Source organism: Pseudomonas sp. WJP1, from assembly GCF_028471945.1.
Taxonomy (GTDB): domain Bacteria; phylum Pseudomonadota; class Gammaproteobacteria; order Pseudomonadales; family Pseudomonadaceae; genus Aquipseudomonas.
This window is the reverse complement of record NZ_CP110128.1, coordinates 3,675,589-3,693,764: the sequence shown is the minus strand read 5'-3', so window position 1 is coordinate 3,693,764 and position 18,176 is coordinate 3,675,589. Positions and strand designations below refer to the sequence as shown.

18 protein-coding genes are annotated in these 18,176 nt (G+C 58.8%); 13 read left to right on the top strand and 5 right to left on the bottom strand.

All coding sequences use genetic code 11. From position 1 onward, the window contains the following. Positions 1-4: 4 nt before the first annotated feature. From OH720_RS16500 to OH720_RS16490, 3 genes are read left to right on the top strand one after another with little or no spacing between them, the layout of a single operon-like run. Positions 5-424 carry a MaoC/PaaZ C-terminal domain-containing protein gene (locus tag OH720_RS16500; RefSeq protein ID WP_272602034.1) on the top strand — a complete coding sequence of 140 codons (420 nt, stop codon included), beginning with the start codon at positions 5-7 and terminating at the stop codon, positions 422-424. Between the two features lie 27 nt (positions 425-451). Further along, a complete protein-coding gene (locus OH720_RS16495; RefSeq protein WP_272602033.1) occupies positions 452-1,279 on the top strand; it encodes an SDR family NAD(P)-dependent oxidoreductase in 828 nt (275 codons plus the stop codon). A gap of 48 nt (positions 1,280-1,327) precedes the next feature. Further along, positions 1,328-1,900 carry a DUF2889 domain-containing protein gene (locus tag OH720_RS16490; RefSeq protein WP_272602032.1) on the top strand — a complete coding sequence of 191 codons (573 nt, stop codon included), beginning with the start codon at positions 1,328-1,330 and terminating at the stop codon, positions 1,898-1,900. A gap of 849 nt (positions 1,901-2,749) precedes the next feature. Here the strand turns inward: OH720_RS16490 and OH720_RS16485 are convergent. Further along, entirely contained in the window at positions 2,750-4,258 is a 1,509-nt protein-coding gene (locus tag OH720_RS16485; protein WP_272602031.1) for a wax ester/triacylglycerol synthase family O-acyltransferase, read from the bottom strand. A 264-nt stretch (positions 4,259-4,522) separates the two neighbouring features. Between OH720_RS16485 and OH720_RS16480 the strand changes: the two genes are divergently transcribed. Continuing rightward, positions 4,523-5,686, top strand: a complete 1,164-nt coding sequence (locus tag OH720_RS16480) for an alpha/beta hydrolase family protein (protein WP_272602030.1) — start codon at positions 4,523-4,525, stop codon at positions 5,684-5,686. A gap of 105 nt (positions 5,687-5,791) precedes the next feature. Here the strand turns inward: OH720_RS16480 and OH720_RS16475 are convergent, their stop codons facing one another. Beyond that, positions 5,792-7,120 (bottom strand): MFS transporter, encoded by a 1,329-nt coding sequence (locus OH720_RS16475; protein WP_272602029.1) that lies wholly within the window; start codon positions 7,118-7,120, stop codon positions 5,792-5,794. A gap of 308 nt (positions 7,121-7,428) precedes the next feature. Between OH720_RS16475 and OH720_RS16470 the strand changes: the two genes are divergently transcribed. Continuing rightward, a complete protein-coding gene (locus tag OH720_RS16470) occupies positions 7,429-8,580 on the top strand; it encodes an iron-containing alcohol dehydrogenase (RefSeq protein ID WP_272602028.1) in 1,152 nt (383 codons plus the stop codon). 103 nt (positions 8,581-8,683) lie between these two features. On the opposite strand, the gene OH720_RS16465 is transcribed toward OH720_RS16470, so the two are convergent. Both OH720_RS16465 and OH720_RS16460 read right to left on the bottom strand, forming a co-directional pair. After that, a complete protein-coding gene (locus OH720_RS16465) occupies positions 8,684-8,977 on the bottom strand; it encodes a putative quinol monooxygenase (protein ID WP_272602027.1) in 294 nt (97 codons plus the stop codon). Positions 8,978-9,126: 149 nt separating this feature from the next. Next, positions 9,127-9,324 (bottom strand): hypothetical protein, encoded by a 198-nt coding sequence (locus OH720_RS16460; RefSeq protein WP_272602026.1) that lies wholly within the window; start codon positions 9,322-9,324, stop codon positions 9,127-9,129. A 263-nt stretch (positions 9,325-9,587) separates the two neighbouring features. On the opposite strand from OH720_RS16460, the gene OH720_RS16455 reads away from it, so the two are divergent. Then, positions 9,588-10,232 (top strand): FMN-dependent NADH-azoreductase, encoded by a 645-nt coding sequence (locus OH720_RS16455; protein WP_272602025.1) that lies wholly within the window; start codon positions 9,588-9,590, stop codon positions 10,230-10,232. Positions 10,233-10,359: 127 nt separating this feature from the next. Here OH720_RS16455 and OH720_RS16450 read toward each other — a convergent pair whose 3' ends face one another. Further along, positions 10,360-12,045, bottom strand: coding sequence for a sigma-54-dependent Fis family transcriptional regulator (locus OH720_RS16450; RefSeq protein ID WP_272602024.1), 1,686 nt, complete (start codon positions 12,043-12,045; stop codon positions 10,360-10,362). A gap of 439 nt (positions 12,046-12,484) precedes the next feature. On the opposite strand from OH720_RS16450, the gene OH720_RS16445 reads away from it, so the two are divergent. The 7 genes from OH720_RS16445 (at position 12,485) to OH720_RS16415 (ending at position 18,166) form a co-directional block, all read left to right on the top strand. Further along, complete coding sequence (locus OH720_RS16445; RefSeq protein WP_272602023.1) at positions 12,485-12,739, top strand: phenol hydroxylase subunit; 255 nt, start codon at positions 12,485-12,487, stop codon at positions 12,737-12,739. A gap of 41 nt (positions 12,740-12,780) precedes the next feature. After that, complete coding sequence (locus OH720_RS16440) at positions 12,781-13,776, top strand: aromatic/alkene monooxygenase hydroxylase subunit beta (protein ID WP_272602022.1); 996 nt, start codon at positions 12,781-12,783, stop codon at positions 13,774-13,776. Continuing rightward, complete coding sequence (locus OH720_RS16435; protein WP_272602021.1) at positions 13,773-14,045, top strand: MmoB/DmpM family protein; 273 nt, start codon at positions 13,773-13,775, stop codon at positions 14,043-14,045. The genes OH720_RS16440 and OH720_RS16435 overlap by 4 nt, the downstream gene beginning before the upstream one ends. 56 nt (positions 14,046-14,101) lie before the next feature. After that, positions 14,102-15,658, top strand: a complete 1,557-nt coding sequence (locus OH720_RS16430; protein WP_272602020.1) for an aromatic/alkene/methane monooxygenase hydroxylase/oxygenase subunit alpha — start codon at positions 14,102-14,104, stop codon at positions 15,656-15,658. Positions 15,659-15,731: 73 nt separating this feature from the next. Further along, a complete protein-coding gene (locus OH720_RS16425; protein ID WP_272602019.1) occupies positions 15,732-16,091 on the top strand; it encodes a phenol hydroxylase subunit P4 in 360 nt (119 codons plus the stop codon). Between the two features lie 10 nt (positions 16,092-16,101). Then, positions 16,102-17,163, top strand: a complete 1,062-nt coding sequence (locus OH720_RS16420) for an NADH:ubiquinone reductase (Na(+)-transporting) subunit F (RefSeq protein WP_272602018.1) — start codon at positions 16,102-16,104, stop codon at positions 17,161-17,163. 91 nt (positions 17,164-17,254) lie between these two features. Beyond that, positions 17,255-18,166 carry a SphA family protein gene (locus OH720_RS16415; RefSeq protein ID WP_272606463.1) on the top strand — a complete coding sequence of 304 codons (912 nt, stop codon included), beginning with the start codon at positions 17,255-17,257 and terminating at the stop codon, positions 18,164-18,166. Positions 18,167-18,176 lie beyond the last annotated feature (10 nt).

Sequence of the window (18,176 nt, the reverse complement as noted above, 5' to 3'; positions counted from 1 at the left end):
CGCCATGAATTCATCTCAGTTGCATGACGTGCGGGTCGGCTTCGAGCTGCCGCCGCTGGTACTGCCTGCAATCAATCGCACGACACTGGCGCTGTACGCGGGGGCCTCGGGTGATCACAACCAGGTGCACATTGACCTGGACTTCGCCCGTCAGTCCCGCCAGCCCGATGTCTTCGCCCACGGCATGCTCTCGGTGGCCTACCTCGGCCGCCTGCTCACCGCCTGGGTACCGCAGCAGCAGATCCGCAGCCTGGCGGTGCGATTCACCGGCATCACCCAACTAGGTCACATCCCCACGTGCCACGGCAAGGTCATTGACCTGTTCGAGGTCGATGGCGAACGACGCGCGCGCCTGGCGCTTCGCTGCGTCAATCAATACGGCGACGAAAAACTGCTCGGCGAAGCCACCGTTGCACTCATCTGAAATCCCACAAGAACAAGGAACATCCCCATGAAAAAACTCGAAGGCAAAGTCGCCCTGGTCACCGGTTCCGGTCGTGGCATCGGGCGCAGTGTCGCCCTGAAACTGGCCAGCGACGGCGCGCGCGTCGTGGTCAACGACCTGGACGCCGGCCCCGCTGAAGAAGTGGTTGCGCAAATCCGCGCCCTGGGCGGTGAAGCCGTTGCGTGTGTCGGCAGCGTCACCGCGGCCGATTTCGCCGAGCGCTTCGTCAAGACCGCGGTCGACAACTATGGCGCCATCGACATCATCGTCAACAACGCCGGCTACACCTGGGACAACGTGATCCAGAAGATGAGCGATGAGCAGTGGTACGCGATCATCGACTGCCACATCACCGCGCCGTTCCGCATCCTGCGCGCGGCCCAACCGATCATCAGCGCCATGGCCAAGAAAGAGGCCGCCGAAGGTCGCGTGGTCAATCGCAAGGTGGTCAATATCGCGTCGACGTCCGCTGGCGGCAACCCGGGGCAGGTCAACTACTCCACGGCCAAGGCCGGCGTGTTGGGCATGACCAAGTGCCTGGCCAAGGAATGGGGACGCATGAAGGTCAATGTCAACGCCGTTGCCTTCGGCCATATCGAAACCCGCCAGACCCAGCCGGTGGAAGGCGATCCGCACTTCATCAACATCGAAGGCCGGGAGATCAAGGTGGGCATCAGTCCTGCGATTGTCGAGCAGTCGAAGAACATGATTCCGCTGGGTCGTCCGGGCAATACCGAAGAGGCAGCCGGCGCCGTGTACCTGTTCTGCATCCCGGAATCGGATTACGTCAGCGGCCAGGTACTTGTCTGCGGCGGCGGTCTGGGTAACGTCTGAGAACCGGGCGGGGCGTTTCGGCGCTCCGCCCTCCAGGAGTGCAGGGCCATGACAGTGCCAGTTTCCGCCAACCCCAAGCGACGCCTGCTGCACACCCGCAAGGTGGTTTGCACCGGCTATGAGCGCGACGACGGCCTTTTCGATATCGAAGGATGCCTGCTCGATACCAAGGGCGTCGACACCGAATTCGCCTACGGCACGATTCCCGCCAATGGGGTGCTGCATGACATGCGCATTACCATGACCATCGACCAGAATATGGTCATCCGCCAGCTCCTAGCCGTTTCCGAGCAGGCGCCGACGCCTGTGTGCGGCCATGTCAACCGGGCCTACGCGGCCCTGGTTGGACTGCGCATCGGCACCGGTTTCAAGAAGCGGGTTGCCGAGCGCGTCGGCGGATTGAAGGGCTGTACCCACCTCACCGAAATGCTGGGCCCGATGGCAACCACTGCCATCCAGACCCTGGCCCCGGTGATGCAAAAACGCCTGCGCCAGCGCGCCGCTGCTGATCCTGAATTCAAGATGCCGGACCACTGGGTGATCGGCACCTGCCATGCCTACCACCCCGATGGCGATGCGGCGCGGCGTGTCAATAATTGGCGCCCCGGCGACATTAACTAGGAGGGTGGTGTACATATCCATTCCTGCGGTAACGGCGACTTAGGGTTTCGCTCTTACGGCGAGTCACCTGGAAGAGCCTGTAGAGCCAGCGGTGCGACGATCCGACTTGCCGGCGAAAAACGATAACGCGGAGTAACAGACACACCGCAGCGTCTGGTTCGCCGGCAAGCCTGGCTCCTACAGGGTGAACGAGTACGGCTCCCGATCAGGTCGGCTTTAAGGCCGCCTCGCTTTGCTTTGGATTTGGGCGCCCCGTTAACCACGATGGCCGAACGCAGGCATTGCGCAGTGGGGAAACCGGCAGGACGCCGGTTTAGCCGCGCTGGGCCAAGGATGGCCCATCGCGGCGACCCACGGAGCAATGTCGGAGTGAGGGCATGCCGAGCCCTAGCGAGGCACCGAGTGGTGGGGCAAGAGCGCTTTGGTTACTTTCGCGCTTTTCGAAAGTGACCCGCTGTAAAAGCGGAACCATAGGTGGCCGTTACCGCAGCAACGGATATGTACTCAGAAAACAATCTCCCACAACAAGCTTTGACGCGGCATGGATCAACGTTGGTAGAGGCTCCGATGGAGGTCATCACAAGTTGACGGACAGGCTCAGGGCGTGATGGGGCAAGAAAAGCCAAAGCCAAAGCCAAAGCCAAAGCCAAAGCCAAAGCGAGGCGGCCTGACAGCCGACCTGGTTTCTTGATTGATCGTTCCTACGCTCTGCGTGGGAATGCCGCCAGGGACGCTCTGCGTTCCGCTCTCGACGTAGGGCTTGAGTCTTGCGCATGTGACGCGGAGCGTCACGAGATGCATTCCTTTGCTGCGCGTGGGAACGATCATGTAGAGAAATCAGGCCGGCAATCAGAGCGTTTGTTTGTCATCAACCTTCTGTGCAAGCGGTGTTCGGCCAACACGTCGGCCTTTCGCAACCTTCGGTGCCCGGGCCGCCAAGCCCTTCATTTCCTCATACGAATCCACAAGGCACTGCGCGAGGAATTCCGGGTCGGGAACCACGTTCGGTGAACTGGTCAGTGAGATGAACATTTTTCCGCAGTAGCTGGTGGGGTTCCAGATCAACGACAGGCCATCGACCAGTGGGCCGACACCGCACCAATACACCAGCTTGGCGCCGAGCATGTAGAGCGGCACATTGGGGCCGGGGACGTTGGTCACCATGCAATTGTGCAGCACCACCGGACCCTTGCCGCCCATGCCCATCAGCGTCGCGAGGCGGCCGGCGAGGCCCAGGGTGGCGGGGGGCGCGAATTTCTGCAGGTTGGTCAGGTCACTCGCACCCACTGCATTCTGGATCGCCTTGGATTGCGAAGTAGCAGCCTGCAACGCCTCCAGGCGGGCGACCGGATCCTCGATGTCCGTGCGCAGGGGGAAGGTCAGCATCGACACGGTGTTGCCGGCGGCGACGCTTTCATTGCCCTGGCGGGTGTTGACCGGTGCCAGGGTCACCAACGACTTCTCCGGCAGTTCATCCTTGGCGATCAGGTAGCGCCGCATCGCGCCGCCGACCATGGCCAGTACCGCATCGTTGACCGTGGCCCCGGGTACCAGGTTCTTGATCTGTTTGACTACACCCAGATCGAGGGTGACCGAGTCCCAGACCCGAGTGGACGTCACGTTGCTGTTGAAGCGGGTACGCGGCGCGCCGCCTTCGGAACTCAGTACCGAACGCGCCATTTTGCGCAGGCTGGCTACGGTGAGCTTGGGTAGCACGCGTGCCAGGGGCAGGGCCATGCGGGCGGAGGCCATGACGTTGTCGGTGAGCATGCGGCTGACCGTGTCCAGCGGGCCCCATCGCAGCGGCAAACTCGCCGCCGGGGGCGCTTTATCCACAACGGCGACGGGCTTGCCCTGCGTGCCGGCCAGGTCGTGCAAGGCCCAGGTCAGTTCCGCGGCGGCAGCGCCATCCATCGCGGCATGGTGGGTCTTGGTGAGGATGGCGAAGCTGCCCTTGGGGATGCCCTCGATGTTGTCGAGGCCCTCGATCACGTACATCTCCCAGGGTGCCCGGGAAAGATCCACGGAGCGGGCATGGATGCGCGACACCATGATGCAGAACTGACGCCAGTCGCCCGGTTTGGGCAGCGCGAAATGGCGAACGTGGAAGTCGATGTCGAACAGGTCGTCTTCCACCCAATAGGGATAGCCGAGACCAAAGGGCACCTGGACGATCTTGCGCTTGAACACCGGTGAGACATCGAGGCGCTCGTTGATATGCTCGACGATCTGCCGAAAGCCGAGGCGTTGCCCCTCTACCGTAGACTGATCGTAGATGTAGATCATGGTGCAGTGCGACGCGGCATGTGGACGATCGACTTTCAGGAACAGGGCGTCTTGCCCGCTCAGTTTGCTCATCGTTGAGGCTCTCGCTGGGTGGTGGATGGGGAGTGCCCGAGAGCTGTCCAGCGAGCTCGCCCGGGCCTGGTCAATACGACGAAGGTCGATGGCGAGCAGATTCGTCGATCTGCCGTTGACCCGTCCCCCTGCAAATGGGGGGGAGCACGTGGCTGGCGCGGTCTTTATTCTGGAGGCTGTCGCAGGGTCCTGTGCGCGTCGCCGGGATGCGCAAGCTGACCCTCGGTCGCAGAGGAGTTTTGTGTGTCGAGTCAAGAGCGCTGCATGAGTGAGCAAGGGCCAGGCGATTCACACGGTCCCTGGTGGGAACGTTTGTCCGAAGACTTCTGGCGGCAGGCTGATGGCACGGAACTGGATGTCCGGCACCCGTTGAAGATCCACGGCACCGCCGCCGTCGAGCGAGTGATGCGCACCGCCTTGTCGACTACGGTCGCGGCGAGTGCTTTGGCGACGTTATCCAAGGCTGGCCGTTTGCAGCGCGAATTCGAGGCACTGCGCTTCTACGAACCGCTGGCGCGCGCCGCAGACGCCTCGCGCGTATTCCTGCCGCCGCCGAAGGACATCGTCGTTAACGAGCGCAAATTGCCCGGCAAGGATATCCGCCGCCTGCAGTTGCGTTTCGCAAGCCCGTTCAAACCGCTCAATCCGTTCGCCCGCCCGCAGTTCGAAGCCATGCAGCGCAACGCCTGCGCCCATGCCCAGTACTGGTGCCATGGCGACCGGCCGCGACCGACGCTGATCGTCATCCATGGTTTCGCCGCCGACTCGCACTGGCTCAATGCCCACGCGCTGTCGCTGGCCGGTTTCTACCGGCGCGGCTACGACATCCTGCTGTTCACCTATCCGCACCACGGCCTGCGCGCCGAACGCGGCAACTGGTTCAGCGGCCAGGGGCTGTTCGGCAGTGGGTTGGCGGCTTTCAACGAGGCTCCGCTGCATGCGATCCACGACCTGCGGGTATTCATCGACTATCTACAGGGGCGTGGTGTAGAGCAGATCGGTGTGACGGGCATCTCCCTCGGCGGTTACACCGCAGCGACGCTGGCGGCGGTTGACGAGCGCCTGGCCTGGTGCGTCCCCATCGTGCCCGCGGTCAGCCCGGTCGATGCGTTCCTCGAGTGGCAACCCACTGGGCTACTGCTCTCGCGGTTGATGCGCAGCCAAGGCATTGGCGTGGCCGAAATGCGTGGACTATTGGCCGTGCATAACCCGCTGACTTACACCCCACATCTGGACGGCGAGCGCATGCTGATCATCGGTGGCGCGGGAGACCGGGTCACCCTGCCACGCCACGTGCGCCTGCTGCACCGGCACTGGCCGGGCAGCGAGCTGCACTGGTTTGCGGGCAATCATGTCCTGCACCTGGGGCGGGGTGAGTACCTGGCACGCATGGGCCAGTTGATGGATCGATACGCTGGCTCTTTGTAGGAGCGAGCCTGCTCGCGATGGTCGTTAACGATAACGCGGGGAATCTGATTCCCCGCGGTGTTCTTGAGTCCATCGCGAGCAGGCTCGCTCCCACAGGGGATTGGGTTATGCCCGAGAGTCTCGTCGATCCTTCAGGCAGTGAGCCGGTATCCCGATCAGCAACACCAGCGCCCCAAGCACCATCACGATCGCCATCACATCGAACGCCAGGTACAGGCTGCCGGTGGCGGACTTGATCGCCCCGACAGCGGCCTGGCTCAGCACGCCCGCAAGGTTGCCCAGGCTGCTGATGATCGCAATGCCACCTGCCGCGCCGGCCTTGGTCAGCAACGCCGGCGGGATCGTCCAGAACAACGGGATGGCCGACAGCGCCGCGGCGGAGCCCAGGCTCATGAGAAAGATCGACAGCACCACATTGCCGTGCACCAGGCCGAGCAGGGCAAAGCTGCCCGCACCCACCAGCATGGTCAGCCCTAGATGCCAGCGGCGTTCCATATGCCGGTCGGAACTGCGCCCCAGCAGGTACATGGCACACACCGCGACGATAAAGGGCAGGGCGGCCAGCATGCCGATCAGTTTCAGGTCTTCCAGGCCGAAGCCACGGATCAGCGTCGGAATCCAGTAGGTCACGGTGTTTGAGCCACTGTAGATGCAGAAGTAGACGAGTCCGGCGATGTACATTCGAGGCTCGCGCAGCACGCCGCCGAAGTGACTGCTTGTGGCGCTCGGCTCCGTACAAATGTCCTGGGCGATCTGGCGCTTTTCTTCATCGGTCAGCCAGTTGGACTGCTCGGGACGATCCGTCAGCCAGAACCAGCCGAAGAGGCCCAGCAGCAGGGTGGGTGCACCGGTCAGGATGAACAGCATTTGCCAGTCCTTGAAGCCCAGCCAGCCATCGAGGTGGGCCATGATCACGCCGGACAGAGGCCCGCAGATGATCCCGGCCACCATGCCCGCCATCAACAACCCGGCCGTGACCCGCCCGCGCAAGGACGCCGGCAGCCAGTAAGTCATGTACAGGATTATCCCGGGAAAGAACCCGGCCTCGGCCACGCCCAGCAGGAATCGCGCGGCGATCAATTGGTTGGCCGTGGTGACGAAGGCCGTCGCCACGGTGACCATGCCCCACAGCAGCATGATGCGGGTGATGGTGCGGCGCGCGCCGACCCGTTGCATGTACAGGTTGCTGGGGATCTCGAAGAGGATATAGCCGAGGTAGAAGATCCCCGCGCCGATGCCGTAGGCGGCGTCGCTCAGCAAAATGTCCTCGGCCATGCGCAGCTTGGCGAACGACAGGTTGATCCGGTCGATGGCATTGACGATGAAGGCCAGCACCAGGAAGGGCATCAACCGCCACAGCACCTTGGCGTAGACGCGTCTGGTGGCAGGGGGCGCGCAAGCGATATCCGGAAACTGCGAAAGGGTGTCATTCATGTGTCGTTGCTCATCGTGTTTTCCTCTTGGACTTGTTGTTGTAGGCGAGGTCGTTCTTAGGGCGAGTATAGGGATCGGGCGGGCGCGTTCGTTCCGGATTCCAGCGGTCGATGAAGCGCGTCTAACCCTCTGAAAACACGTGATTTATTTGGTTATTTCGGAAAGCGGATCAGCGACGCCTCCGGATAACCTGGCCCCCACTCCGAAGGAGGGGGGTGAGGGATCAAGACGAACCTCTACGGTATTGGCCTGGAGCCTCACGCTTGAAAAGCGAAGGTCGTCAAAACCAATACTGGAGAACCCTTGCGATGCTATCGATGGCCTTCAATACCACCCGCTCGATCATCATCGAGCGCGGTGCCGCCACCCGTCTTGCCCCCCAGGTGCTTAACCTGGGGGCCAGTTCCGTGCTGCTGGTGACCGACGCGGGCGTCATGGCCGCCGGGTTGCTCGATCCGGTGCTGAGCGGTTTTGCTGCAGCGGGCGTGCCGGTGCGGGTATTTGCCGAGGTACTGGCCGACCCGCCGGAGTCGGTGATCCTCGCGGCAGTCGAAGCGGGCAGGGCGTGTGGCGCCGATTGCGTGGTGGGATTTGGCGGCGGTAGTTCGCTGGATGCCGCCAAGCTGGCGGCGTTGCTGTTGCGCGGTGGCGAGCAGCTGGCGCAGATCTATGGCATCAACCAGAGCAAGGGCGCACGCCTGCCGCTGATCCTGGTGCCCACCACTGCCGGCACCGGTTCCGAGGTGACCGCCGTCTCGGTGGTCACCACCGGTGCCGGCGAGAAGAACGTGGTGATCTCGCCAACCCTATTGCCGGATCTGGCGGTGCTGGATGCCGAGCTGACGCTGGGGTTACCCGCGCCTATCACTGCCGCGACCGGTATTGATGCGATGGTCCATGCGGTCGAGGCCTACACCAGTCGCCACCTGAAGAACCCGCTCTCCGACTGCCTGGCCAAAGATGCCTTGCGCCTGCTCTGCGGTAGCCTGCATCAAGCCTGCCACGAGGGGGCGGACCTGGTCGCTCGGGAAAACATGTTGCTGGGTGCGTGCCTGGCCGGCATGGCCTTTGCCAATTCACCGGTGGCTGCGGTGCACGCCTTGGCCTACCCGATTGGCGCACGTTTTCATGTGCCGCACGGGGTGTCCAACGCGCTGGTGCTGGGTGCGGTGATGCGTTTCAACCTGGAAGTGGCAGCGCCGCTCTACGCGCAGCTGGCCGAGATCGTGCTGCCGAACGTGACGGGAAGCGAACGCCAGAGAGCACGCGCCCTGGCCGATCATCTGGGGGGCCTGGCCGGTGAGCTGCAATTGCCAACCCGTTTGCGCGACGTGGGTATCGGCGAGGGCGATATCCAGGCCTTGGCCGAAGATGCGATGAAGCAAGCGCGCCTGCTCGGCAATAACCCGCGCCCGGTGAGCCTGGCCGACGTCCTGGCCATTTATCGGGAGGTGCTGTGAGCAGCGAGGCCCAGCGTGCCTGACGTGTAGATCTGCGGCGCTTCTACAGGGTCGATCCCCCTCGACAGGAGGGGGCGGCTTTATGCCGGTGTGGGCTTGTCTATCAGGCAAACAACTGACAGTTGAACTCAATACTTCGAACGGATTCACAGTTCAATAAAACAGCATACTTTTCCTGCACTGGATGATGGAAGTGACTCTCCATATCCGACTGGGTCAGCCAATGCCCTGTAACAATCCAGAGGTGGGAGTTGCAATGGCTTTGTACCGCTGTGTATGAGAGACAGCCTGAGGAATCGCGCAAGGAACCTATCATGTCGCGCAGCATGACGCCGACAGTATCTACCTGCCCGGGGGCAGCATGAATGGTTACCGTGTTGGATGCTGCTATAAACATGGTTTATTCCTCCACGCATAATAATTGCGATGCACGGCCATGAAGTGACTCGTGGATACATGGCGCACTAGACACATGAAATGCCGCAGCTCTCTCGATACCCTGCGAGAGCTGCGCACCACAGCCTGGAGCCATTAGAGTCATTTCAGCTAGCTGCTTTTGGAATTGGGTTCTACATCAGACTTAGCTGTATTCTGGTTGTCGTTTTTTGTTTTTTCTTGCGCAGCAAGCGCTTCTTGTACGCGAGTTTCATTTCTCTTCAATACTCTATCGGCGCCATCCTCAGCGAATGCCATGGAACTCAATGCGGACAAGAACAAAGTACATGCAACGATAAGCTTCTTCATGAGAACGCCTTCCGAGTAGTGCCACGGCATGTGGCTTGAGGTTTCAGGCTATTCGAATGAAAACTACCGTTGAATATCCAATACTCAAGAAAAACTGCTGACCAATTTTGTATTGGTAGCGCACGGTGAAAACCGGTATAGCGATTTTACGGGGAATTGGATGTTTCACGCAGGTATACAATAATCTATCGTAGCGGCGTGAACATAATAGAATACTTCATAAGCCGACGCTAAAAAATACTGATAACCAGAGGAGTGCGTCAATGAAGTTGCTGCACGTCGATGCCAGTCCAAAAAGTGAGCGCTCCAATTCTCGAGCTTTAGCCCGCCACTTTATAGCGTGCCTGCGCGAGCAAAATGTAGCGCTCGATATCGATTACCTGGATGTGGCGCAAAATCCCCCAGCGCACATCGACGAATCGTTCACCATTGCCGCGTACACGCCTGCTGTGCAGCGCACCGCCGCGATGGAACAGGCTCTGGCTGCGTCCACAGCCTTATGTCAACGCGTGCTGGATGCCGATGCCTTCCTGTTCGCCATGCCCATGCATAACTTCTCTTACCCTTCGGTTTTCAAAGCGTTCATAGACAACATCGTTCGAGCCGAATTGACCTACGTCGTCGGCAGTTCAGGCCAATACATCGGTCTATTGACCCGACAGAAAACCCTGTTCATCACGACACGAGGCACCGACATGCGCGCGGGAATGCCGCTGTCGCACATGGATGCACTGACTCCATCGCTCAAGGCAGCATTCGGCTTCATAGGTATTCAAAACCCTGAATTCGTCAATGCACAACCTACGCAATTTGCAGCAACCGAAGAACGTGAAAAAGCGTTGCAAAGAGCCCGTATCCAATTGTCGGACGTGGCTCGCAAGTGGGCGAAAGAGCAGGTATTCAAGTGAGCGCGAAAAAAACCGCGCAACATCGGTAGATGAATAGCCGTGAAGGGCTGATCCACGAACCTATGGAAAGGGCTGAGGTATCGTACTCGCAGTGCTCCGTTTCGAAGTACGAACCTCAGCTTGATGCTTAACCCTCGGTCAGCTTCTTCAATCGATAGGCCAGCGCCGGTCGCGTTATGCCAAGAAGCCGGGCGGCTTCCGATACGTTCTGATTCGCTCGATCCATGGCACCCTGTAGCAGTTGTTGTTCCACATCATCCAGGCTCACCCCCAGGTCGAGTAGCCTGTCCACCCACTCATCCGCAGGCTCAAGCTTCTGGCTGACCAGATTGCCATCGCTCGACAGCCCGATGCTGAGTGCTTCTACCGACATGTGCGGAAAGAGCGCCTCCACCGAGATGGTTTTGTTGTTGTCAGTGATGATCACACCACGCTCTATCAGGTTTTCCAGCTCACGAATATTGCCCGGCCAGTCATAGCGCAGGCACGCCTCGTTGGCACGATCGGATAGACCAAGGGTCTTTTTTCCGTAGCTCAGGTGCAGCTTTTCCAGGAAGTGCTCGATCAAGAGCGGGATGTCTTCGCGACGATCGCGCAGTGCCGGGATTCGAACCGGATAAACATTCAGGCGGTAGTAGAGGTCGGCTCGGAATCTTCCATCCTTTACCGCCTGGCCAAGGTCTTCGTGTGTCGCTCCGATCACACGCACGTCGACACGTCGAGTCTGGCTATCGCCCACCCGTTCGAGCTCACCCTCCTGCAGCACCCGCAACAAACTCGCCTGGGCGCGTGGCGTGAGCTCGATAATTTCATCAAGAAACAGCGTACCCCCATGTGCCCGCTCGAAACGGCCCATACGCGATTGTTGGGCACCGGTATACGCACCTCTTTCAACGCCAAACAGCTCGGCTTCTATCAGGTCCGGGCTGATGGCTGCGCAGTTCAGGGCAATGAAAGGACCTCCCGCACGCTCGCTGCGCAAATGCAGGCTACGGGCGATGACTTCCTTGCCGACGCCCGTTTCACCCAGAAGCAATACGGATGCTTTTCCGGGTGCGACCTTGTCGATCAGATCACAGGTCTTTCGGTAATTGGCCGATTGACCAATCCCATAAAACTGACCGGCACGCAGCTGAAGGCGTTGATTCATGTTGTCGACTTGAAGCTGCAGGGTGCGCAACTCATCGATGATTGGATCACTCTGGAAGTAGCGCATGAATGTATCGGCATCCTCCCACTCTTCAGCGGGCTTGCCGATGATGCGACACACGCTGTCGCCACAGCCGCGGCAGCTGACTTCCTTGTAGATGATCTGGCGGCCGATGAAAAATGACGAATAGCTGATCGCGTACCCGAGCAAGGTCCAGCAGATGGGTTGTTCGGAATGCAGTTGCTCGCTCTGGTGGTTCTCGACCTCGAACGAGTCGATCCATTCGATATCGGCGTAGAAGGTTCCTGCCTCGATATCAATGTCCATGACGATCGGACGCACCTTGACCATACCCTTGAGCGAATGCAGCTGAGGGCCTATCAGGAACATGTCGATATCACTGCCGTTGGGGCGTAATTTGCGGGCCAATTCAGCATCTTTCAGCCCGGACTGGTAGCCCAGTCGAAGGAAAAAACCCTTCGCACGCTCTTCGCCAATCATCTCGATCAGCTCTCGACGAAACGACGCCATCGATGAAGCCTGCATCAGCAGCATCCGCTGTTCATCAAGCCAGATTTTCCCTTCACTGCCGAGAAAGTGAATGCGATCGGTCAGATCCTTGAGCAGCACTGAGTGCTCCGAGGCTCGGTATTTCATGGTCATGCACACGCACCCCTAAGTCTTTTTTGTTGGTGGGGATTATTCGGCCCCTTTGCCTTGGCTGGGGCGTAGGGGGGGCCAGAAGCAGAACTCTTGCAACTTGCGTTCCGCAAAAAAATTCAGTTCCAGAGCGTCCTGGAACTTGCCTGGAAGTCACCTCCAGAGCGCTTGATCACAGGGTTAAGGATAACCCTCCACTGGTTGGACATGACTGGCGCTGATTGGTTATTTGCTCAAATCGCAGGGGGCGGAGTGATCAAATGATCAAATCGTGGAAATCGCCAGTCCCTCAAAAATAACCTCAAGCCTAAGCAGTGGAACGCCAAAAAACATCTTAACCTGATGTTTTATAACGTTTTTTCTCATCTGTTCATTTCTCGCAGGTTGGGCTGGCACCGTTGTTGCTCTGTCCCTCTCCATAACAACAGGGGAGCACCCGAGCATGAACCCACCTGGCAGCACCTTCGATCAAATGCCGCGCTACATCCGCGTTCGCAGCAAGCCAGAAGATGCCTTTGTCGAATTCGATTTCGCAATCGGCTACCCGGAGCTGTTTGTCGAGCTGGTGCTGCCGCATCAAGCGTTCAAGCAGTTTTGCGAGAACAACCATGTGCAACACATGGACGCGCGAATGTCAGACGCCCTGGACGCCGATGCACGCAAGTGGCGTTACGGCGAAACCCGCGACGTTGAATAAGCCGCCCACCACCTAAAACAACAACTACAGGAGACCACTCCATGAGTGTCGAGATCAAGACGACGACTGTCGAGACGATCCGCAACACCTTCAGCCATACGCGGCGCCGTTTTGGCGACAAGGTTGCCAGCCGTTATCAGGAAGCCAGTTTCGACCTGGAGTCGGCGACCAACTTTCATTACCGGCCGCTGTGGCAGCCCGACAAGCTGCTCAACGATGCCACGCGTACTGCCGTGGTCATGGCCGACTGGTATGCCGTCAGCGATCCGCGCCAGTACTACTACGGTGCCTATGTCCAGGCCCGGGCCAAGATGCAGGAAAACGCCGAGCACGATTACGCCTTCTGTGAAAAGCGCGACATGCTCGGCGGTTTGTCAGCAGAGAATATCCAGCTGATCAGTACGCTGTTGCTGCCTCTGCGCCATGCGGAGCTGGGCGCCAACATGAACAACAGCAACATCGCCGCCGATGGCTTCGGCACCAGCGTCACGCAGATGCATATGTTCCAGGCCATGGATCGACTGGGCATTGCCCAATACCTTTCGCGCATCGGCTTGATGCTCGATGACGGCGATGTCCTGCTTCTCGCGCAAGCCAAGCAGCTGTGGCTGAACGATGCAGCCTGGCAAGGCATGCGCCGCTACGTCGAAGACACCCTGGTCATACGTGACTGGTTCGAATTGACCGTAGCGCAGAACGTCGTCAGCGATGGTCTGGTTTACCCCCTGATGTTCCACAAGCTCGACGAGCATTTGTCGGCTAATGGTGCCGGCCAGGTCGGCATGCTGACCGAGTTCATGCGCCTGTGGTTCGCCGACAGTCAACGTTGGGTAGACGCTCTACTCAAGACGGTCATCAACGAAAGCCCTGAAAACAAATCGATGGTGCAAGGCTGGGTCGATCGCTGGAGCCGGCGCTCGCTTGAAGCCTTGGCCCCATTGGCCGCCAAAAGCCTGGGTGCTGCCGCGCTCGAATCTGTACAGGCGGAGTTCACCGCGCGCCTGAAAAAAATTGGCCTGACAGGAGCCGGCGCATGACTTCCCTCGTCTACATCAACCTGCAAGACACGGATTACGCACGCTCGATCGTCGAAGCCATCAGGGCCGACAACCCCCACGCGGTTGTCCAGCATCAGCCATCGATGATCCGCATTGAGGCCGGTAATCGCCTGGAAATTCGTCGCGAAACCATAGAGCAGATCACAGGTACCCCATGGGATATCCAGGAAATGCTGATGTACGTGATCACCCTGGGCGGCAACGTCGAGGAAGAGGACGACAGTTTTTCCCTGCACTGGAACAGCTGAGTGCTGCCATCGCGCCGTTAGCGTTTGTTCGATAACAAGAATTTGGGAGAGCCATCATGGCCGTGAAAAAACGCCTCAATGCCAAAGAAAAATATCGCTGCATGACTCGTGACCTCGACTGGGAACCCAGCTACCAGACCCATGAAGACATCTATCCACACGAGCGTTTCGAAGGGATCAAGATTACCGATTGGGACAAGTGGGAAGACCCGTTCCGCCTGACCATGGACACCTACTGGAAATACCAGGCCGAAAAAGAGAAAAAGCTCTACGCGATCTTCGATGCGTTCTCGCAAAACAACGGCCATACCACGCTGTCAGACGCACGTTATGTCAATGCGCTGAAATTGTTCCTGTCGGGCGTTACGCCGCTGGAATACCAGGCCTACCAAGGGTTCGCACGGGTCGGTCGGCAGTTCAGCGGTGCCGGTGCGCGCATCGCCTGCCAGATGCAGGCTATCGACGAACTGCGTCATGTACAGACTCAGATTCACGCCATGAGTCACTACAATAAGCACTTCAATGGCCTGCATGATTTTGCCCATATGCATGACCGCGTGTGGTTCCTCTCGGTGCCCAAATCGTTCTTCGAAGACGCACGCACAGCTGGCCCGTTCGAGTTCCTGACTGCGATCTCGTTCTCCTTCGAGTACGTGCTGACCAACCTGCTGTTCGTACCGTTCATGTCCGGTGCTGCGTTCAACGGCGACATGGCCACGGTCACCTTCGGGTTCTCCGCACAGTCCGACGAAGCCCGGCACATGACCCTGGGCCTTGAAGTGATCAAGTTCCTGCTGGAGCAGCACGAGGACAACGTGCCAATCATCCAGCGCTGGATCGACAAGTGGTTCTGGCGCGGGTACCGCCTGCTGACGCTGGTCGGCATGATGATGGACTACATGCTGCCGAACAAAGTCATGTCCTGGTCCGAAGCCTGGGGTGTGTACTTCGAAGAGGCCGGTGGCGCACTGTTCAAGGACCTGGAGCGCTATGGCATCCGTCCTCCAAAGCATGTCGAAGAAGCCAACATCGGCAAGGATCACATCAGCCACCAGGCCTGGTCGATCTTCTATCAGTACAGCCAGGCGACCAACTTCCACACCTGGATGCCGACCGACGAGGAGTTGGATTGGCTGTCTTCCAAATATCCAGACACCTTCGACAAGATCTACCGCCCACGCTTCGAACACTGGCGTGCGCTGCAAGAGAAGGGCGAGCGCTTCTACAACCCGACGCTGCCGATGCTCTGCCAGATCTGCCAGATCCCGCTGTCGTTTACCGAGCCTGATGAGCTCACGACCTTGAGTCATCGCAGCGCCACGCATGAGGGCGAGCGTTATCACTTCTGCTCCCAGGGTTGCTGCGACATTTTCGAGTACGAACCCACCAAGTACATCCAGGCCTGGTTGCCGGTGCACCAGATCCTCCAGGGCAACTGTGGGGCTGGCGATGTCGAAGGGGTTGTACGCGATTACTACAACATCAATTCCGGCGAAGACAACTTCGAGTACCTGGGCTCCGCTGAGCATCGACGCTGGCAGGACTGGCACCCGAATGATCGAAACAGCGCGCCGGCTACCCCCGTCGACCCGGATCTGCTCAAGACCGCTTGAGGCTTGGCGCTGAGCGATGAAGCGGGTGTCCGCGCCCGCTTCCAAATGACCTGACAAGAAAAAGGACAACATCATGCCCGTGACTGCTATTGGTGCCTACAGCGCCCACCCCCTGGATAGCCAGGACAACTTCAAAGGCCTGCAGCTGGTGTACCTGTGCTGGGAAAAACACCTGATGTTCTGCGCGCCGTTCACCTTTCCATTGCCACCGAGCATGCCGTTCGGGGCGTTCATCGAGCAAGTGGTGAAATCGTCCATTGCGCAACACCCGGATGCCCCTCGCGTCGACTTTAGCCGTGCGCTGTGGCGATTGAACGATCAGCCTTTCACCCCGGACTACGCGGCCAGCCTGATCGATAACGGCATAAACCATAAAAGCCTGCTGCATATGAATACGCCAGGCTTGAACGGCATTGCCGGCACTTTCAACTGAGGAACCGGCCATGAGCTACCAAGTAACCATCGAACCCACTGGCGAGCAAATCGAGGTGGAGGAGGGCCAGACCATCCTGCAGGCAGCCTTGCGCCAGGGTGTCTGGCTGCCATTCGCCTGTGGCCACGGTACCTGCGCCACCTGCAAGGTTCAGGTGCTCGAAGGTGAGGCAGACCTGGGTGCGGCATCATCATTCGCCTTGATGGACATGGAGCGGGATGAAGGCAAGGTGCTCGCCTGTTGTGCCATTCCTCAAAGCGACATGGTGATCGAAGCGGATATCGACGCCGCCCCGGACTTCCTCGGACACCCTGTCGAGGACTATCAAGCGGTTGTCACCAGGCTTGTGGATCTGTCGCCCACCATCAAGGGCGTCCACCTGAAACTCGACCGGTCAATGGCGTTCCAGGCAGGCCAGTACATCAACCTGCAATTGCCGGGGATTGAAGGGACGAGGGCGTTCTCGCTCGCCAATACCCCGAGGCAGGCGGATGAAGTCGAATTGCATGTGCGTCGTGTAGACGGCGGACTGGCTACGAGCATGATCCACGATGAACTTAACGTCGGTGATGCGGTAGAACTTTCCGGACCTTACGGGCAGTTTTTCGTGCGTACGTCGCAAAGCGGCGACTTGATTTTCATTGCCGGTGGCTCGGGTTTGTCGAGTCCTCAATCGATGATTCTCGATCTATTGGAGACCGGCGATACCCGCCAGATTGTGCTGTTCCAAGGTGCACGCAATCGAGCTGAACTCTACAACCGCGGGTTATTTGAAGAACTGGAGCGCGAGTTTACCAACTTCACTTACGTACCTGCGCTCAGCCAGGCGGCAGACGACGAAGAATGGACAGGATTCAAGGGCTACGTGCATGACGCTGCGAAACAGCACTTCGAAGGACGATTCAGCAACCGCAAGGCGTACCTGTGCGGGCCGCCTGTGATGATTGATTCAGCCATCACCTGCTTGATGCAGGGGCGGTTGTTCGAGCGTGACATTTTCATGGAGCGTTTCTATAGCGCTGCCGATGGCGCATCCGAAAGCACCAGATCGGCACTGTTCAAAAGAATCTGATTTCACCGCAAACATAACCGCCAATCCTGCTGGTTTCCCGACGGTCAGCAGGGTTGCGGCTGACTATAAAAACAACAAAAGGTCATCAACCATGAAAGCAGCACCAAAGAAGACTTGCGCGCGTCAACTGTGCCACACCGGTTTAAGTATTCTAGCCGCCACCAGTATTGGGGTTCAGGCCACCGAGAACGGCGGTTCCTCATATCCCATGGGTTCCGAAAACTATATGTCCGGCGCAATGCCTCCACCGGGCTTGTATTCGCAGTTCTTCGTCAATCACTACGAAGCCGATTCACTACGTGACAACAGCGGCGACAAGGTGCCGGTGGATTTTCGCGTGCGGGCCAACGCCATTGCACCGCGGTTGATCTGGGTAACTGAGCAGCAAGTGTTCGGGGGGAGCCTGGCTTTTCATGCCATCGCTCCACTGGTGGATTTGAAAGTCGAGCTCAACGGGCAATCGCAAAGCAAACAGGGCCTGGGCGATATGATTTTTGGTCCGGCACTGGGTTTTCATCACAGCGAGAAACTTCACAGTATTCTCGCCCTGGATTTTATCGCCCCCACAGGCGAGTACGACAAAAATGACCTGGCCAATCTCGGACGTAACTACTGGGTGATCGAGCCTGTTCTCGCGGTGTCCTATATCGATCCGGAGGGACTGAACATAGATGCCAAAACCATGTACGACTTCAACCTGCGCAATAAAGATACTGACTACCGCTCGGGTCAGGAGCTGCATATGGATTACGCCGTCGGTTGGGGGTTGGGTAATGGCTGGGTCGTAGGGGTAGGGGGTTACATTTACCACCAGACCACGGATGACCGACAAGATGGCGAGACGATAAAAAACAATAAAGGCAAGGTATTCGCTATCGGGCCTTCGGTGAAATACACGAGTGATAAGGGATGGTTTTTGACCGCTAAATGGCAGCAGGAGTCCCAGGTACGGAACAGGGCAGAGGGGGACGCTTATTGGGTGAAACTGACCGTACCTTTCTAAATGACGTGTA

Excerpts from the sequence above, each read along its gene's own strand:
- OH720_RS16500 (WP_272602034.1), top strand. The coding sequence starts at position 5 with ATGAATTCATCTCAGTTGCATGACGTGCGGGTCGGCTTCGAGCTGCCG.
- OH720_RS16495 (WP_272602033.1), top strand. The coding sequence starts at position 452 with ATGAAAAAACTCGAAGGCAAAGTCGCCCTGGTCACCGGTTCCGGTCGT.
- OH720_RS16490 (WP_272602032.1), top strand. The coding sequence starts at position 1,328 with ATGACAGTGCCAGTTTCCGCCAACCCCAAGCGACGCCTGCTGCACACC.
- OH720_RS16485 (WP_272602031.1), bottom strand. The coding sequence starts at position 4,258 with ATGAGCAAACTGAGCGGGCAAGACGCCCTGTTCCTGAAAGTCGATCGT.
- OH720_RS16480 (WP_272602030.1), top strand. The coding sequence starts at position 4,523 with ATGAGTGAGCAAGGGCCAGGCGATTCACACGGTCCCTGGTGGGAACGT.
- OH720_RS16475 (WP_272602029.1), bottom strand. The coding sequence starts at position 7,120 with ATGAATGACACCCTTTCGCAGTTTCCGGATATCGCTTGCGCGCCCCCT.
- OH720_RS16470 (WP_272602028.1), top strand. The coding sequence starts at position 7,429 with ATGCTATCGATGGCCTTCAATACCACCCGCTCGATCATCATCGAGCGC.
- OH720_RS16465 (WP_272602027.1), bottom strand. The coding sequence starts at position 8,977 with ATGTTTATAGCAGCATCCAACACGGTAACCATTCATGCTGCCCCCGGG.
- OH720_RS16460 (WP_272602026.1), bottom strand. The coding sequence starts at position 9,324 with ATGAAGAAGCTTATCGTTGCATGTACTTTGTTCTTGTCCGCATTGAGT.
- OH720_RS16455 (WP_272602025.1), top strand. The coding sequence starts at position 9,588 with ATGAAGTTGCTGCACGTCGATGCCAGTCCAAAAAGTGAGCGCTCCAAT.
- OH720_RS16450 (WP_272602024.1), bottom strand. The coding sequence starts at position 12,045 with ATGACCATGAAATACCGAGCCTCGGAGCACTCAGTGCTGCTCAAGGAT.
- OH720_RS16445 (WP_272602023.1), top strand. The coding sequence starts at position 12,485 with ATGAACCCACCTGGCAGCACCTTCGATCAAATGCCGCGCTACATCCGC.
- OH720_RS16440 (WP_272602022.1), top strand. The coding sequence starts at position 12,781 with ATGAGTGTCGAGATCAAGACGACGACTGTCGAGACGATCCGCAACACC.
- OH720_RS16435 (WP_272602021.1), top strand. The coding sequence starts at position 13,773 with ATGACTTCCCTCGTCTACATCAACCTGCAAGACACGGATTACGCACGC.
- OH720_RS16430 (WP_272602020.1), top strand. The coding sequence starts at position 14,102 with ATGGCCGTGAAAAAACGCCTCAATGCCAAAGAAAAATATCGCTGCATG.
- OH720_RS16425 (WP_272602019.1), top strand. The coding sequence starts at position 15,732 with ATGCCCGTGACTGCTATTGGTGCCTACAGCGCCCACCCCCTGGATAGC.
- OH720_RS16420 (WP_272602018.1), top strand. The coding sequence starts at position 16,102 with ATGAGCTACCAAGTAACCATCGAACCCACTGGCGAGCAAATCGAGGTG.
- OH720_RS16415 (WP_272606463.1), top strand. The coding sequence starts at position 17,255 with ATGAAAGCAGCACCAAAGAAGACTTGCGCGCGTCAACTGTGCCACACC.